This is a genomic window from Pseudomonas sp. (assembly GCF_048269965.1).
In the GTDB taxonomy this organism is placed as follows: domain Bacteria; phylum Pseudomonadota; class Gammaproteobacteria; order Pseudomonadales; family Pseudomonadaceae; genus Aquipseudomonas.
Genome location: NZ_JBLWTV010000009.1, coordinates 114,363 through 129,543, shown reverse-complemented (window position 1 = coordinate 129,543; position 15,181 = coordinate 114,363). Strand labels below are relative to the sequence as shown.

Annotated in this window: 22 protein-coding genes; 10 read left to right on the top strand and 12 right to left on the bottom strand. The window is 62.3% G+C overall.

Annotated features, from left to right (window positions below; genetic code table 11):
• Positions 1–186: 186 nt before the first annotated feature.
• The 5 genes from aroC (at position 187) to ACN0X6_RS12925 (ending at position 3,866) form a co-directional block, all read left to right on the top strand.
• On the top strand, positions 187–1,278 hold the full coding sequence (gene aroC, locus ACN0X6_RS12945; RefSeq protein ID WP_417704424.1) for a chorismate synthase: 1,092 nt from the start codon (positions 187–189) through the stop codon (positions 1,276–1,278).
• Between the two features lie 73 nt (positions 1,279–1,351).
• Positions 1,352–2,503, top strand: coding sequence for an MFS transporter (locus tag ACN0X6_RS12940; RefSeq protein WP_417704422.1), 1,152 nt, complete (start codon positions 1,352–1,354; stop codon positions 2,501–2,503).
• 16 nt (positions 2,504–2,519) lie between these two features.
• On the top strand, positions 2,520–3,059 hold the full coding sequence (locus ACN0X6_RS12935) for an acireductone dioxygenase (protein ID WP_417704420.1): 540 nt from the start codon (positions 2,520–2,522) through the stop codon (positions 3,057–3,059).
• A 61-nt stretch (positions 3,060–3,120) separates the two neighbouring features.
• Positions 3,121–3,312, top strand: coding sequence for a PLDc N-terminal domain-containing protein (locus ACN0X6_RS12930; protein WP_037002762.1), 192 nt, complete (start codon positions 3,121–3,123; stop codon positions 3,310–3,312).
• Positions 3,309–3,866 carry a histidine phosphatase family protein gene (locus ACN0X6_RS12925; RefSeq protein WP_417704418.1) on the top strand — a complete coding sequence of 186 codons (558 nt, stop codon included), beginning with the start codon at positions 3,309–3,311 and terminating at the stop codon, positions 3,864–3,866. Before ACN0X6_RS12930 ends, ACN0X6_RS12925 begins: the two co-directional genes overlap by 4 nt.
• A gap of 1 nt (position 3,867) precedes the next feature.
• On the opposite strand, the gene ACN0X6_RS12920 is transcribed toward ACN0X6_RS12925, so the two are convergent.
• From ACN0X6_RS12920 to ACN0X6_RS12910, 3 genes are all read right to left on the bottom strand, one after another.
• Entirely contained in the window at positions 3,868–4,365 is a 498-nt protein-coding gene (locus ACN0X6_RS12920) for a methylated-DNA--[protein]-cysteine S-methyltransferase (protein ID WP_417704416.1), read from the bottom strand.
• Between the two features lie 4 nt (positions 4,366–4,369).
• Entirely contained in the window at positions 4,370–5,248 is an 879-nt protein-coding gene (locus tag ACN0X6_RS12915) for a DNA-3-methyladenine glycosylase family protein (protein WP_417704415.1), read from the bottom strand.
• Positions 5,249–5,451: 203 nt separating this feature from the next.
• Positions 5,452–6,465 (bottom strand): AraC family transcriptional regulator, encoded by a 1,014-nt coding sequence (locus tag ACN0X6_RS12910; protein WP_417704413.1) that lies wholly within the window; start codon positions 6,463–6,465, stop codon positions 5,452–5,454.
• Between the two features lie 104 nt (positions 6,466–6,569).
• Here ACN0X6_RS12910 and ACN0X6_RS12905 point away from each other — a divergent pair, with 104 nt between their 5' ends.
• The 5 genes from ACN0X6_RS12905 to ACN0X6_RS12885 all read left to right on the top strand — a co-directional run bounded on the left by ACN0X6_RS12905 (position 6,570) and on the right by ACN0X6_RS12885 (position 11,212).
• A complete protein-coding gene (locus tag ACN0X6_RS12905; protein ID WP_417704412.1) occupies positions 6,570–8,045 on the top strand; it encodes a flavin-containing monooxygenase in 1,476 nt (491 codons plus the stop codon).
• Positions 8,029–8,958, top strand: coding sequence for an alpha/beta hydrolase (locus ACN0X6_RS12900; RefSeq protein ID WP_417704411.1), 930 nt, complete (start codon positions 8,029–8,031; stop codon positions 8,956–8,958). Before ACN0X6_RS12905 ends, ACN0X6_RS12900 begins: the two co-directional genes overlap by 17 nt.
• On the top strand, positions 8,958–9,719 hold the full coding sequence (locus ACN0X6_RS12895) for an SDR family oxidoreductase (protein ID WP_417704409.1): 762 nt from the start codon (positions 8,958–8,960) through the stop codon (positions 9,717–9,719). Before ACN0X6_RS12900 ends, ACN0X6_RS12895 begins: the two co-directional genes overlap by 1 nt.
• A gap of 318 nt (positions 9,720–10,037) precedes the next feature.
• Positions 10,038–10,382: a ribonuclease E inhibitor RraB gene (locus tag ACN0X6_RS12890; protein ID WP_417704407.1), complete on the top strand. Its 345-nt coding sequence runs from the start codon at positions 10,038–10,040 to the stop codon at positions 10,380–10,382.
• A 122-nt stretch (positions 10,383–10,504) separates the two neighbouring features.
• A complete protein-coding gene (locus ACN0X6_RS12885; RefSeq protein ID WP_417704405.1) occupies positions 10,505–11,212 on the top strand; it encodes a type 1 glutamine amidotransferase in 708 nt (235 codons plus the stop codon).
• A gap of 231 nt (positions 11,213–11,443) precedes the next feature.
• Here the strand turns inward: ACN0X6_RS12885 and ACN0X6_RS12880 are convergent, their stop codons facing one another.
• From ACN0X6_RS12880 to ACN0X6_RS12840, 9 genes are all read right to left on the bottom strand, one after another.
• On the bottom strand, positions 11,444–11,794 hold the full coding sequence (locus ACN0X6_RS12880) for a hypothetical protein (protein WP_417704403.1): 351 nt from the start codon (positions 11,792–11,794) through the stop codon (positions 11,444–11,446).
• Positions 11,795–11,816: 22 nt separating this feature from the next.
• Positions 11,817–12,353, bottom strand: a complete 537-nt coding sequence (locus tag ACN0X6_RS12875) for a DinB family protein (protein WP_417704402.1) — start codon at positions 12,351–12,353, stop codon at positions 11,817–11,819.
• Positions 12,354–12,375: 22 nt separating this feature from the next.
• Entirely contained in the window at positions 12,376–12,939 is a 564-nt protein-coding gene (locus tag ACN0X6_RS12870; protein ID WP_417704400.1) for a GNAT family N-acetyltransferase, read from the bottom strand.
• A gap of 14 nt (positions 12,940–12,953) precedes the next feature.
• The gene (locus tag ACN0X6_RS12865; protein ID WP_417704398.1) at positions 12,954–13,085 is read right to left on the bottom strand and encodes a hypothetical protein; all 132 of its coding nucleotides are present in this window, start codon (positions 13,083–13,085) and stop codon (positions 12,954–12,956) included.
• Positions 13,086–13,124: 39 nt separating this feature from the next.
• Positions 13,125–13,487 (bottom strand): VOC family protein, encoded by a 363-nt coding sequence (locus tag ACN0X6_RS12860; RefSeq protein WP_395506041.1) that lies wholly within the window; start codon positions 13,485–13,487, stop codon positions 13,125–13,127.
• Positions 13,488–13,519: 32 nt separating this feature from the next.
• A complete protein-coding gene (locus ACN0X6_RS12855) occupies positions 13,520–13,756 on the bottom strand; it encodes a helix-hairpin-helix domain-containing protein (protein ID WP_079783468.1) in 237 nt (78 codons plus the stop codon).
• Positions 13,757–13,835: 79 nt separating this feature from the next.
• Entirely contained in the window at positions 13,836–14,189 is a 354-nt protein-coding gene (locus ACN0X6_RS12850) for a hypothetical protein (RefSeq protein WP_417704395.1), read from the bottom strand.
• 114 nt (positions 14,190–14,303) lie between these two features.
• The gene (locus ACN0X6_RS12845) at positions 14,304–14,534 is read right to left on the bottom strand and encodes a hypothetical protein (protein ID WP_417704393.1); all 231 of its coding nucleotides are present in this window, start codon (positions 14,532–14,534) and stop codon (positions 14,304–14,306) included.
• Between the two features lie 78 nt (positions 14,535–14,612).
• Positions 14,613–15,011 carry an SET domain-containing protein-lysine N-methyltransferase gene (locus tag ACN0X6_RS12840; protein ID WP_417704510.1) on the bottom strand — a complete coding sequence of 133 codons (399 nt, stop codon included), beginning with the start codon at positions 15,009–15,011 and terminating at the stop codon, positions 14,613–14,615.
• Positions 15,012–15,181: the final 170 nt, after the last annotated feature.

Genomic DNA, 15,181 nt, shown 5'->3' with positions numbered 1-15,181 from the left:
GACTCCGATCGCTTTTCGCCTGTTTTCTGCGGGGCCGCCATCGGTATTGTGCTGACTGCCTCGCTTACGTTTTTAGAAATGCCCGTTCGGGGTGAACTGCAAGTTATCGGCAGGTATACTCGCCCACCTTGTGAATCGGGCCTGCGCAGCGCCGGGCCTGAGCTGAATTTCGCGGAGCGTCTTCCCATGTCCGGCAATACCTACGGCAAGCTGTTCACCGTCACCACCGCTGGCGAAAGCCATGGCCCGGCGCTGGTCGCCATCGTCGACGGTTGCCCGCCCGGTGTCGAGATCTCCCTGGAAGACCTGCAGCGCGACCTCGATCGCCGCAAGCCGGGCACCAGCCGCCACACCACGCAGCGCCAGGAAGACGACGAGGTGGAGATTCTCTCCGGCGTGTTCGAGGGCAAGACCACCGGCTGCTCCATCGGCCTGCTGATCCGCAACACCGACCAGAAGTCCAAGGACTACTCGGCGATCAAGGATCTGTTCCGCCCGGCCCACGCCGACTACACCTACCACCACAAGTACGGCATCCGCGACTACCGTGGCGGCGGCCGCAGCTCGGCGCGCGAGACCGCCATGCGCGTGGCGGCCGGCGCCATCGCCAAGAAGTTCCTGGCCAGCCAGGGCATCGTCATCCGCGGCTACATGAGCCAGCTCGGCCCTATCGAAATCCCGTTCAAGACCTGGGACAGCGTCGAACAGAACGCCTTCTTCAGTCCCGACCCGGACAAGGTACCGGAGCTCGAGGCCTACATGGATCAGCTGCGCCGCGACCAGGATTCGGTCGGCGCGAAGATCACCGTGGTCGCCGAAGGGGTGATGCCGGGCCTAGGCGAGCCGATCTTCGACCGCCTCGACGCCGAACTGGCCCATGCACTGATGAGCATCAACGCGGTCAAGGGGGTGGAGATCGGCGCCGGTTTCGCCTGCGTCGCCCAACGTGGCACCGAGCATCGCGACGAGCTGACCCCGGAACGTTTCCTCTCCAACAACGCCGGCGGCATCCTCGGCGGTATCTCCAGCGGCCAGCCGATCGTCGCCCACCTGGCGCTCAAGCCGACCTCGAGCATCACCACACCGGGACGCTCCATCGATGTCGATGGCAACCCGGTGGACGTGATCACCAAGGGCCGTCACGACCCCTGCGTGGGCATCCGTGCCACGCCGATCGCCGAAGCGATGATGGCCATCGTGCTGATGGATCACCTGCTGCGTCACCGTGGGCAGAACGCCGACGTGCGCGTCACCACGCCGGTGCTCGGTCAGCTTTGAGCGACAAGCCACAAGCCGCAAGTCACGAGCGGTGGTGCCGAAGCTTTTGCTTGCCGCTTGAAACGTGCCGCTCATGACTGCTTCTCTGCCGTACTGGCGGCTGTCCGGTTTCTACTTCTTCTACTTCGCCCTGCTCGGGGGGACGGCGCCGTTCCTGGCGCTGTACTTCGACCACCTGGGCTTTTCCCCGGCGCGGATCGGCGAGTTGATCGCCATTCCCATGCTGATGCGCTGCCTGGCACCGAACCTGTGGGGCTGGCTGGGTGACCACACAGGTCAGCGCCTGTTGATCGTGCGTTTCGGCGCGCTGTGCACCCTGGTCTGCTTCGCCGGCATCTTCTTCAGCCAGAGCTACGCCTGGCTGGCGCTGATCATGGCCACTCACGCCTTCTTCTGGCATGCGGTGCTGCCGCAGTTCGAGGTGATCACCCTGGCCCACCTGCGCGAGCAGGCGGCGCGCTACAGCCAGATTCGCCTGTGGGGCAGCATCGGTTTCATCGTCGCCGTGGTCGGCCTCGGCCTGCTGTTCGAGTGGCTGAGTCTGGATGCCTATCCGGCGGCGCTGCTGGTGATCATGGCCGGTATCGTCGTCAGCAGCTTCTGGGTGCCCAATGCGCAGCCCGTGCTGCGTCCGAGTACGCTGGAGGCGGAGGGCTTTGTGCGCCAATTGCGCCGCCCCGGCATCCTCGCGTTCTACCTCAGCGTCGGGCTGATGCAGCTGAGCAACGGCCCGTACTACACCTTCCTGACCCTGCACCTGGAGGGTGTCGGCTACAGCCGTGGCGCCATCGGCCTGTTCTGGGCGCTGGGAGTGCTGGCGGAGATCCTGCTGTTCCTGGTCATGGCGCGGCTGCTGCAGCGTTACTCGCTGCGCGCCGTGTTGCTGGCCAGCTTCCTGATCACCGCCGTGCGCTGGCTGCTGCTGGGCAGCCTGGCCCAGTATCTGCCGGTACTGCTGCTGGCGCAGTGCATGCACGCCGCCACCTTCGGCGCTTTCCACGCCGCCTGCATCCACTTCGTGCAGCGCAGTTTCGCCGACCGCCAGCAGGGCCAGGCCCAGGCGCTCTATGTCAGCCTGGCTGGCATCGGCGGTGCGTTGGGCGCGCTGTATGCCGGTTATAGCTGGAAGGGCCTTGGCCCGGCCTGGACTTTCGCCATCGCCAGTCTGGTAGCCTTGCTCGCAGCCTTCATCATTGCCACCCGCCTGCCGCCCGAGCGGCCCTGAATCGAGTGAACCCTCCATGAGCAGTCTCGCCGTCCACCTGCACAGGTCCCCGGAGTTGCCGAACAAGGTGCTCAATCACGCCGACGATATCGCCAGCACGCTGGCGGCGGTGGGCATCGACTATCGCCAGATGGAGCTGCCGGCTGCGTTGCGCCCCGGTTGCGAGCAAGCCGAGTTCGACGCGGCCTATGGCCTGTGGCTGCAGGCATTCATGGGCAAGGAAGGGCATGTGCAGCAGGAGCTGTTCAACCTGCAGCGCAATCATCCGCAGAAACTGGAGCTGCGCGCGCGTCATCTGGACGAGCAAGTGCAGTCTAGCGCCAGTACCTGGTTGTTCCTGGGTGGTTTCGCCCAGCTCAGCGTGCATCTGGATGGTTACGTATACGTGCTGCAGGGCGAGCGTGGCGACCTGCTGACGCTGCCGGCTGGCACGCGTCACTGGTTCGACCTCGGTGAGGAGCCGCATGTGCTGGCGCTGCGTCTGAGCCCGAGTGAAGAAACGCCAGAGCGCACCGGTGACGATATCGCCAGCCGCTTTCCGCGCCTGGGGGACTGAGCGAACCCCAGCCAATCAGCGACTATGCTATGCAGGCAACCTCTCGGACAGGAGTGTCGTCATGGGTTCCACCTTCAATGGGCTGATCGGCCTGGTCATCCTGGCCCTGGATATCTGGGCCATCATCAACGTGGTCAAGAGCAACGCGGAAACCGGAATCAAGATTCTGTGGATTCTGCTGATCGTGCTGTTGCCGGTGATCGGTCTGATCATCTGGGCGCTGATGGGGCCGCGCGGCAACGTCAGAATATGACTCGCCTGTGGTTGCTGGCCTTGGCGTTGCTGCCACTGTTCAGTGTGGCAGCAGATGATGCCAACGCCTGGCAGGCCGTGCGCGAAGGCCGCGCGCTGCTACTCATGCGTCACGCCACTGCGCCGGGTACGGGCGACCCGGCGAACTTTCGCCTGGGACAATGCGACACCCAGCGCAACCTCAACGCTCAAGGGCGTGCCGAGGCCCGGCGTTGGGGCGAACTGCTCGCGCGTCAGGGGATCGAGCAGCCGCGTCTTCTCAGCAGTCGCTGGTGCCGCGCGCTGGACACGGCCAGCAACCTGCAGCGCGGTCCGGTACAACCCTTCGCTGCGCTGGATTCGTTCTTCGGCAAGCGCGAGCAAGGCGCCGAGCAGACCGCCGAGCTGATTCGCTCGATCAACCAGCTGCCGGCTGGCGCGCCGTTGGTGCTGGTTTCCCATCAGGTCAATATCACCGCCCTGACCGGTATCTTTCCGGCCTCGGGCGAAGGGCTGATCCTGGCGTTGCCACTGCGCCCGCGTGCCGAGCCTCTGGCGCGCATACCCGCGCCCTAGGCTACAAAGCCAGTTGCGCCTGAGCCGGCTGCAACACGCCCTCGAGCTCCAGCAACTGCTGCTTGCGCGGCAGGCCACCGGCATAGCCGGTGAGGCTGCCGTCTCGGCCGATCACGCGGTGGCAGGGCACGATGATGGAGAGGGGATTGGCGCCATTGGCCGTCCCCACCGCGCGTACTGCCTGCGGCCTGCCGATCACATTGGCCAGCTCCGAATAGCTGCAGGTGCGGCCGTAGGGAATGGCCAACAGCGCCTGCCAGACCGCCTGCTGAAATGCCGTGCCCCGCGGCGCCAGGCGCAATTCGAACTGACGGCGCTTGCCGGCGAAGTATTCATCGAGCTGGCTGCACACGGCGTCCAGCTCACGGCCAGCGGGCTGCCAATGGTCTTCGATGCGCCAGGGCCGGCTGTCCAGCTCCATCAGCAACAGTTGCAGGCCGCTGTCGTCGGCTGCGATCAGCAGCGGACCGACGGGGCTGTCGTGGTAGCGGTAATGCATGATTTCAGCCTCCCGAATAGTTATGCCAGAGATGCGCCGCTGCATAAGCGCGCCACGGGCGCCAGGCTTCGGCGCGCGCTTTCAGGCGGCGCGCATCGATACCTTGCGTTCCCCACACCGGCGCCTTGAGCAGACCCAGGTCGCTGGCGGGAAAGGCGTCAGCCTCGCCGAACGCGCGCAGGGCGATGTATTCCGCCGTCCATGGGCCGATGCCCGGCAGGGCGCACAGCTGCTCGATCAGTGCTGCACTGCCATCGGCCAGGTGCAGTTTCAGGCTGCCATCGGCAATGCGCGCGGCGAACTGCTGCAGGCACTGCACGCGTTTGCCGGGCATGCCGATGCCAGTCAGATCGGCCTCGGCAAGCGCTTGCGGTGAGGGGAACAGATGGCTGATGCCCAGCGTTTCCGGCGTCTCGATCGACGTACCGACACGCTGTACCAGGCGCCCGACTATGGTGACCGCCGCCTTGACCGTGACCTGCTGGCCGACGATGGCGCGCACCGCCTGCTCGAACGGATCGAAGGCCACCGGCAGGCGCAGGCCGGGATTGCGTCGCAGCAGCGGCGCGAGCAGTTCGTCAGCGCTCAGGTGCAGGGCAATCGCTTCGGGCTCGCTGTCGAGATCGAACATGCGCCGCACGCGTTGTTCGAGTTGCTCGAGGTGTGCGGGCGAGGCCAGGCGGCAGCGCAGTTCCAGCGCGTTCTGCCCTGGCAACGGGGCAACCCGAAACCAGCCGGGTGTGCCGTCGAGGCTGAAGCCGCGGCTGTAGCTGTCCGCGCTCAGTGACTCCAGCCCGGGAATCGCGCGCAGGGCGAAATGGCTGTGGAACTGTTGCCAGTCCCAGGGCGGTTGGTAGGGCAGAAGCAGCGTGATGATGTTCATGGCTGGCACCCTAGCGCGGCGTTTGCGCCTTGTCAGCGTGAAGATGACTTTCAAACTGCGGCGATCTTGCCTGTGTGCGGGGGCGCGGTGCGCACGGCGCACCCTACATGAAGCGCGTTCCAGGCGCACGGGCTTGTCGTAGGGTGCGCCGCGCGCACCAGGGGAGCCAGCGGCGATACATGGCAGCACGGCTCAACGGCACCCTAGGAGCCACGTTGATAACGCCCGGGCGTGATGCCTTTCCAGCGCTTGAAGGCGTGGATGAAGTTCGACAGCTCGCCGTAACCCAGGCGCTCGGCGATTTCCTCCAGGCTCAGGCCGCCGGCATCCAGCAGCTCTTCGGCCAGCGCCTGGCGCACTTCATCCTGCAGGGCGCGAAAGCTCGTATCTTCTTCGATCAGGCGCCGGCGCAGGGTGCGGCTGCTCAGGTGCAGGCGCTCTGCGACCTGTTCCATGTCGGCGATCCGCCCCGGCGACTGCAACAGTAACTGACGCACCCGCCCGGCCAGGCCCTGATGCCATTGGTGGCGCGTCAGCAACGCCTGGCATTGCTGCTCGCAAGCACTGACCAGTTGCGGATTGGCCCGTGGCAGTGGGTTGTCCAGCAGGGCGGCGTCAAAGCCCAGGCGATTGTGCGCCGCGCCAAAGTGCGGCATCTGGCCAAAGGCAGTGATGAAGGGCGAAACGTCAGCCGGCGCCGCCTGGCGCAGTTCCACATTCAGCAATCGCAGTGTGCTGCCGAGCAGCTCGCGCACGACCACCAGGGCACCGAGCATGTCGCGCTGCACGATGAAGTCATGCAGTGTCGGGGGTAGGGCGCTGTCGTCGAAGTTCAGGCTGGCGACGGCGTCATCCACGTTCAGGCTGATGCGGGTGAAGGCATAGGTCAGGCCGTGATAGCGCAGCCCCAGCTCGGCGGCCTGGCGTACCGTGGCGCTGCTGAGAATGGCGTAACCCCAGGCACCGTAAGTGGTCAGGTGGTAGCGCCGCCCGGCCTGCAAGCCAAGGTCGCCAACGTCGGGCAGCGCCTCGATCAGGTTGGCGATCAGCTGCAGTTCGCGCTGCGCGTCGATCTCCCAATTCAAGCTGGCCAGTTGCACCGGACTGAGCTCCGTTTCATGCAGGCATCGGTCCAGGCTCAGGCCAAGGTCGAGCCCCAGTTGAGTGAGCAACTGGAGACTGATGATGCTGCGTCGTGCAGGCCAGGGGGCTGACATGGATTGTCCGAAAATCACAATATCCTGGCCGACTATGCCATAACCTCGGTGTGGCGAGGCAAGTAGCATCGACTCATCGTCATACACGGGTTGGGGAGACCACAATGAATAACAACCCCCGTACGAACGCGCCCTGGCGCGTGTTGATCATCGGCAGCGGTTTTGCCGGTCTGGGCTTGGCCATGCAGCTGCGCAAGGCCGGCGAGGACGACTTCCTGTTGCTGGAAAAGGCCGGCGAGGTCGGCGGCACCTGGCGCGACAACAGCTACCCGGGCGCCGCCTGCGATGTGCCTTCGCACCTGTATTCCTTTTCCTTCGAGCCCAAGCACGACTGGTCGCGCAAGTTCGCGCCGCAGGCGGAAATTCACACCTATATCCTGCAGTGCGTGGAGAAACACCGGTTGCGCCCGCACATCCGCCTGAACAGCGAAGTGCTCGGTGCCGAGTTCGATGCCGCGCGCGGTATCTGGCGCGTCGAACTGGCGGGGGGCGAAGTGATCGAGACGCAGGCGCTGGTCAGTGCCTGCGGCCAGCTCAATCGGCCGGCCTACCCGAAACTGCCCGGCCTGGAGCATTTTCGCGGCGAGGCTTTTCATTCGGCGCGCTGGCGGCATGACCTGGATCTGACCGGCAAGCGTGTGGCGGTGATCGGCACCGGCGCTTCGGCGATCCAGTTCGTACCGCAGATCCAGCCGAAGGTCGCCAGCCTGAGCCTGTTCCAGCGCTCGGCGGCTTATGTGCTGGCCAAGCCGGATCGTGCCTATAGTCCTTGGGAGATCGCCCTCAAACAGCGTTTGCCCCTGCTGCAACGCGCCGACCGCCTCCTGCAATACCTGCATCACGAGGGCCGGGCGCTGGCCTTTATCCGCTTCCCCTGGTTGATGCGCCTGTTTCGTCATAGCTTCACCCGCCATCTGCAACGGCAGATGCCCGATGCTGGCAAGCGTGCGCAGTTGCAGCCGGACTATCCCATGGGCTGCAAGCGCATCCTGATCAGCAACGATTACTTCCCGGCGCTGGCGCAGGCCAATGTCGAGATCGTCGACGCGGCGATTCGCGAGGTGCGCGAGCAGTCGTTGGTGACGGCCGATGGTCGTGAGCATCCCTGCGATGTGCTGATCTACGGCACCGGTTTCACCGCCACCGATTTCCTCGCGCCGATGCGCATTCGTGGCCTCGATGGGCTGGAGCTGAACCAGGCCTGGAAGGAGGGCGCCGAGGCCTACAAGGGCATCAGTGTCAGCGGCTTTCCCAATCTGTTCCTGCTCTACGGGCCGAACACCAACCTCGGCCACAACTCCATTCTCTATATGCTCGAGAGCCAGTACGCCTACGTGCTGGGCTGCCTGCAGGCGCTGCGCGAACAGGGGCTGCGCTACCTCGATCTGCGGCCGACGGTGCAACGGCACTACAACGCCGAGTTGCAGCAGGCGACTCATCGAACGATATGGGAACAGGGCTGCGACAGCTGGTACAAGACCGCTACCGGCAAGCACACCAACAACTGGCCGGGGTTCACCTTCACCTATCGCCTGATGACCCGTACTCCGGAGCTTGCCGACTATGACTGCGTCCGCTGACTTCAAAGCCCCCGCTGCCGAGCAGATGCTGCTGCGCGGCCTGTTGCGCGGTTTTCTGCGTCTGTTCTTCCGCAGCCTGGTACGGCCGCCGATGCCGGTGGCCGGGCAGCGTCGTGTGCTGCGTGCACTCACCGCCATCACCCTGGCGCCGCGCGGAGTCAGCCGCAGCGCCGATACCCTGGCCGGGCGCCCCTGCGAGTGGCATCGACCGCCAGCCAGCACTGGCAGCGTGCTGCTTTATCTGCACGGCGGCGCCTTCATGATCGGCGGGCCTGACACGCACCGGGGCATTTGCGCCAGCCTGGCCAAACGCGCTGCCCTGGAGGTCTGCGCGCTGGATTACCGCCTGGCGCCGGAGCATCCCTACCCGGCAGCGCGCGATGATGGGGTGACGGCTTACCAGGCGTTATTGGAGGCCGGCCATAGAGCCGAACAGATCGCCATTGGTGGAGACTCGGCGGGCGGCAACCTGAGTCTGGTCTGTTGCCTGCGCATCCTCGAACTCGGCCTGCCGGCGCCTGCCGCACTGGTGTGCTTCTCGCCGGTCACCGATTTCACCGGCGAGCAGATGCACGAGCCGCCAGCCGGCGACCCACTGCTCCACCCCAGCTGGGTCGAGCAGGCTGCGCAGCTGTATTGCCCGGCCGACCTGCCGCGCGCCGATCCGGGCCTGTCGCCGCTGTTCGCCGATCTTGGCTGCCTGCCACCGACGCTGATCCAGGTGGGCGAAGACGAGTTGCTGCTCAACGACAGCCTGCGCCTGGCCGAGCGTGCCAGGGCGGCCGGAGTGGACGTGCGTCTGGAGCGTTATCCGGGGTTGTGGCACGTGTTCCAGGCGCATGTCGGCATGCTGCGTGCGGCGGATTACGCCATCGCCCGCGTGGTGGCCTTTCTCCGTGAGCGGGGGGTGTGATGAACAATATCCTTATCAGTGGCGCCGCATCGGGCATTGGCGCCGCCACCGCGCGGCTGTTTCACGCGCGGGGCTGGCGCGTCGGGTTGCTCGATGTCGATGAACGGGCGCTGGCAGCCTTGGCCACGGAGCTGGGCGGCGCCTGGCATGCGCCGCTGGATGTGGTCGATGCCGCAGCGGTGAAAGCCGCGCTGGCCGATTTCTGCGCGCTGAGCGGCGGCCAGTTGCGCCTGCTGTTCAATGGCGCGGGCATTCTGCGCACCGGCGCCTTCGCCGATATCGAGCAGGAGCAGCACGCGCGTCTGGTACAGATCAATGTGCTCGGCGTGCTCAACCTCTGTCATGCGGCTTTCGCCTATCTCAAGACCACGCCAGAGGCGCAGGTGATCAACATGGGCTCGGCCTCGGGGCTCTACGGTGTGCCACAGCTGGCCAGTTATTCGGCCAGCAAGTTCGCCGTACGGGGACTGACCGAGGCGCTGGAGCTGGAGTGGCGCGAACACGGCATCCGCGTGGGTGACCTGATGCCGCCGTTCGTCAACACGCCGATGGTTCGCAGCCAGACGCAGCGTCCACCGGTGATGCGCCGTCTGGGCGTGCGCCTGGAGGCCGAGCAGATCGCCGAAGCAGCCTGGAAGCAGGCCCATGCCAGCACCGTGCATCGCCCGGTGGGGCTGCAGTTCGGGCTGCTGTTCAGCCTTGGGCAGATCACCCCGGGCTGGATCAACAGATTGCTGATGGCCTGGCTGAGTCGCCCGTGAGTTCGGGCGAGGCGTTCAGGCTGGCCAATTGCCGCTGGTCGCCGGTTTTGTCACAAAGGCTTTCTGTATAGCGCGAATCTCTCTCGTAGCAGCTACTCTACGGGAGACGGTTTCAGTTCGGTGTTCTGCCGGGCAGTCGTCGATACGCTTGCAGTAGACACATCGAGCATCTGCTCGATTCTCGGGGCGGCGCCACTTGGGTGCATCTGTAAACGCAGGGCGTTTTCAGAGGTTTCCGGTAAGAGCCGCGACACCGTCCGCAGGACGGTCGCATTGGGAAAGCGGTTAATCCATCCATAGCCTGAGAGGGGGTCGTTTATGAGCACAGCCTTCCACGAAGACTCCAGCACGTCGGTGCTGCGTCGGATGAAAGAAGGGGGATTCGACTTCGCCCAGTTTCACCCGATCGAGTTCTACGCCATCTTTCCCGACGAAGAACGGGCCAGAACGGCGGCCAGAAACTTTCGCGGCGAGTCGCTCAACGCTCAGATATCCGCCCGTGAGGACGGCATCTGGCACCTGCAGATTAGCAAAGTGATGTATGCCACCCATGCCGGTATCGGCGAGTTCGAACAGGACCTGGAGTCCATCGTCGTCCCGCTGGGCGGCAAGATGGATGGCTGGGGCGTTACCCAGGAGGTGAAAGCGTCAGCCATGCGTTAAAGGTGAATGCAGCGGTATTCCCCACCACAGACCATCGGCCGGCTGTCCGGCCGATGGCTTCAATTCCCAGCCCACCTCGACTTGCCAATCCTTCTCGCGCAGACTGCGCGGCGGAGGTAGCTATGGCCGATGTTCTGATCCTGACTCATATCGATTATTGCCCGCCAGCCCACCTGGCGCAGGTGCTGCAGGCGCGTGGCTGCAGTTTCGACGTGCTGCGCGTCGATCTGGGTGAGTTGCGCGGCTACGACCTGGAGCTGCCCAAGGCGGTCGCCGTGATGGGCGGGCCGATGAGCGTCAATGACCCGCTACCCTGGATCGCCGACGAAGTGGCTGCGCTGCAGCGCTTTATCGCACGTGACATTCCCATCATCGGTCACTGCCTGGGCGGCCAGCTGCTGGCCAAGGCACTGGGCGCCAGCATCCGCCGTATGGCCTACACCGAGGCGGGTTGGCAGCGTATGCAACGCCGCCCGGAGGCAGCCAATAGCCCCTGGCTGGCGCATGTGCCCGCAGCGTTCAGTATTTTTCAGTGGCATGGCGACACATTCGCGCTACCTGAGGGCGCCCAGCCACTGCTGAGCAGTCGTTGGTGTGATAACCAGGCTTTCGCCTGGGGTGACAAGGTGCTGGCGTTGCAGGGCCATCCGGAGATGACAAAAGAGCTGATCGAACTCTGGCTCGATGACTGGGCCCATCTGCTCGATGCCAGCCAGCCCAGCCAACAGAGCATCGCCGAGATGCGTGACGACCTGGGCGGGAAGGTCAGGTTACTGAATCAGGTGGCCGAGGGTTTCTACGCGCACTGGCTGAAACTGGCTGGGCTTTGACGTCCCAGAAGAGCGGGTAACAATAACTCTGTGGCAGGAGATCTCTCATCGTCTGGAAATATGGCACCGTCGTGCGGTTAACCGATACATCGCCGCCACGCGAGAGCCTATTCCCTGCGCGGTGCTGCTTCTACAAGGGTTATTGGACGCCATGCGGTAGGAGCCCCGCCCCGGGGCGAAGCCTTTGCAGCGCCAGGCTCTAAAGCGCGTGAGCACCGGTTTTTCCGGTGCCTACGGGCCCCAATAATTGAAGTAGTAGATGTTGCCGGGCTTGATCTCGATATCGATTTCCCCACCGCACTTGATCGTGCGCGTCCCGGGCATTATCTCCCCGGCCTCGTGAAGCTGGTGAGGCCAGTGTTCGTCGTCTACCGAGAGCGCTCCACAGCCACCACCGTTATCGTGTTCAATCACCAGGTAGGTTTTGCCGTCCGTGGATGGTTTGTAGCGGCCTCTGAGTTCATAAGTGGCATCCGTATCCGTGGAGGCAATGCTCACCATCAAAAACGCCACTGCAATCACAAGAGCGGAGCATAGAACTGCGCCGAGGGTGATCAGCAAATACTTGAGTGCTCGCATCATTTGCTGGGGTACTTGTTCAATTTCATGGCTCGTCAGGGATCAGCGTCAGCAGATCGGTCACCCCGACATCCGCACCCGCCTGGGTTAGTAGCGTCGTAGCCTGGCCGCGGTGATGCGTCTGGTGGTTGAACAGGTGCATCAGCAGGGCGAAGAAGTGCTTTTGCGCGGCCACACCCTTCATGTTGCGGTAGCTCAGCGGCTGATCCAGCTGCTCTTCGCCCATCTCGGTGGCCAGGGCTTCGATGCAACTGTCCAGCTGTTTACGCAGTGCGGCCAGCTCGCGTATATCCGCACCCATCGGTTGATCCAGGCGCGTCGGCTTTTCCAGCCCTGCAAGCGCCTGCAGTGCCCGGAAGTTGGCCGGGTGCGCGGTGTAGCGCCCCAGCCAGATACGGTCGGCCACCAGCAGATGATTCAGCGTGCCGAGGATCGAGCCGAAGAACGCACCCCGCTCGGCACTCAGCGCTTCGTCAGGCAGGGTGGAAGCCGCTGTGTAGAGCCGTTCGTTCATCCAGCTGTTGTAGCGCGCCATCAGGCGGATATGGTCGATTCTCTGCATGGATTCACCTGTTGCTAACGGTTTACCGGTGATTATCGCGGCTGCGCCAATCGTCTCTCAGTAGCCCAAAGAGTGCCGAGTCCGAGACCTGTCCGTCGATGATCCAGCGCTGGCGTAGCAATCCTTCCTGGCTGAACCCCAAACGTTCAAGCGCGCGGCCGGAGGCGGTATTGGTCGGGTCGATCTCGGATTCGACGCGATTGAGCTCCAGGGTTTCGAACCCGTGGCGTAGTAGCTCACCGGCCGCTTCCTGAACGTAACCCTTGCCCCAGGCAGAGGAGGCGATGCCAAAACCGATCTCCGCGCGGCGTGACTCCGGCTGATAGTTGAACAGCAGGCATTTGCCTATCAGCTCGGCGCTTTCCCTGTCGACGATAGCCAGGGTCAGGCGTTGGCCATCGTGCATGGCCTGTTGCTCGGCGCGGATGAAGTCCTGCGCCATGGCCTCGGTGGTCCAGGGTGGGGTATTCCAGTACTGCATGACCTGTGGATCGGAAAAGATCGCGAACAGCGTTGGTGCGTCCGCTGCTTGCAGAGGACGCAGCAGGAGGCGATTGGTTGTCAGTGTCACGGAGAGATCAGACATGGGTTTCCTTGTATTCAGAAGCGCTCATCGGCGATGGCCGGTAGCACCAGCTCACGCACGTAACGGGCATCGGACAGCGTCGGAAGCGTTCGCAGCAGAGCGACGGCATCGTGCACTGGAATCAGCTGACCTCTGCTCTTTTGCACCGTCTGCGCGAGACGACGGTTGCTGGCTTCCGAGGTCCACTACTGACCGTCCGGCTCCGACCACACGGCAAACTCGTTGCCGCCCGGCTCGACGAAGTGAAAGCGTCTGCCGCCGGGGAAGGAGAATATCGGTTTGACGATTTCCCCACCGGCGGCCTCGACCTTGGCCAGAGTGTCTTCCAGCTGTGCGCTGTAGAACACGATCAGCGCGCTGCCGTTGTCGCTGCGCGCGGACATCTCGGCGCTGAAGAAACCGCCATCCAGGCCTTCGTCGGCGAAGGCTGCGTAATCGGGGCCGTAGTCCGTGAATCGCCAGCCGAAAGCGGCCTGGAAGAAGGCCTTGGTGGCCGGCAGATCGCGGCTGGGGTATTCGACGTAATTGATCTTCTCGTGAGCAGGCATGCCGGGTTCCTTGGCAATGAAAGAGAGGGAGGTTACTGACGTGATTTGGCCAGATCGATGGCCGCCTGAATAGCTGCGCGTGCTTGCGGGCTGTTTTTCCAGCAGGTCGAGCCCAGCTGACCGGCTACCGCCGTGACGATATCGCTGACGCTGGCTTCGGCCAATTCCTGCAAGGAGTTTATGCCGATCTGTTCGAGTCGCTGCACGACAGTAGGGCCTACGCCTTTAACGTTTAGAAGGGCTTGGTGTTCATCGGTTGGGAAAGGCATTGGGATTGTTACCGCGCATTGGTTAAGGGCCGGGCTTTGGCCCTTCTCAGTGAATATTGAGAGTGATTTGGATGCATTGTCAGGTTTCGGTTGAAATGAAATGGGTCTTGATGAATTTTTGGTTGATTAGAACGAAGGCTGCTGTGCTGTAAAAGATGAACATTACGGTTAACCCAATCATAGTTGTTATCTGTTCTGCTGTTTGGGCTGGTATTTTTAAAAGCATGGTGGCTGTAGTGACGCTTGCTAGTAATGATGGCACTGCCATAACCCATCTCGACCAGTTTGCGCCTCTATAGAGAAACCAGCACAGAATGCAGTTTATTGTCAGTCGAATTAAGTCTTTTGTCTCAGGTGTGGGGAACCAGCTATATATAGATAAGGAGACGAAACCAAAGATGATGGTCAGGACTACTATTTTCTGATTATTCATGTGGTGGCTCGATAGGTATCTGGTGCATGGTTAAAGCGTAGGCTTCGGATCGCCCGCAGTGAGCGGGGCGAGCGATTTTTTTTCGCTAGTTAGGCGTTACTGCTACCTTCTTTTTTAAAAATATTCGTCTTGCTGGGCTAGGAGCAGTGCTTCTTCAGGATGTTGAGCTAATTTTGAAGCGTCAATTCTTGTTCCGGTCTTTTGGGGCTTTATAGCGCAAACAACATGATGAAAGTCGCGAGCAAGATCAATGATGTTGCCGACTTTTAACTGAATTTCTGAACTGTATTTTTTCCAGTTGGCGTCATCACAGTCAGCCAGATAGTGAATGCGGTACTCGAACATACGTAGTTCCTAACGTTTGGTTAAGGGCGGGCTTTAGCCCGTCCCAGTGAGCGAAGCGAACATTTTGAATATCACATATTAGGCTTGCGGTAGTTCTGAATTACGCGTTATTAGTTCTACTTCTACACTTTCAAACCAAGTGTCTTCATCGGAGGTCGGATAGCCCCCAAATGCGTTGTAGTTCACGGTCAACTCTGCTTCTTGAGCGATCGGAGTGACGGCCGTGAATCGAAGAAACTGACCTCCACCGCATGCCTCGTAGCGTAAGTTTGCTGGATTTGCGTGGTTGTACATACTGCCGTATCCAAGGGCAATTGCATGAACGCCTTCAGTCTTTGCTAGAACGGACCAGTCGAAAACGATACGGCGAATTTCCATGGGTAGGTCATCAAAGTTTCCCGATATCAGTATGACTGGACATATTTCTATAGTTTCTCCAGAGGTTATTGGCCGGCTGGCGTAAACACCTCGCCCCATAGGTGTCCCAGTATCTTTGACGTAACCAACAGATGGTTGTGTGCGCATGTTCTTGGCCTAACTATAAATAGACACCAAATGGTGCATAACCTGCGGGCGATTTTTGTGGATAACCTTCCTGGCCATTTTCAAGATCCTTCTCTAGCTCGCGGGAGGTAGCGAGGCGATGG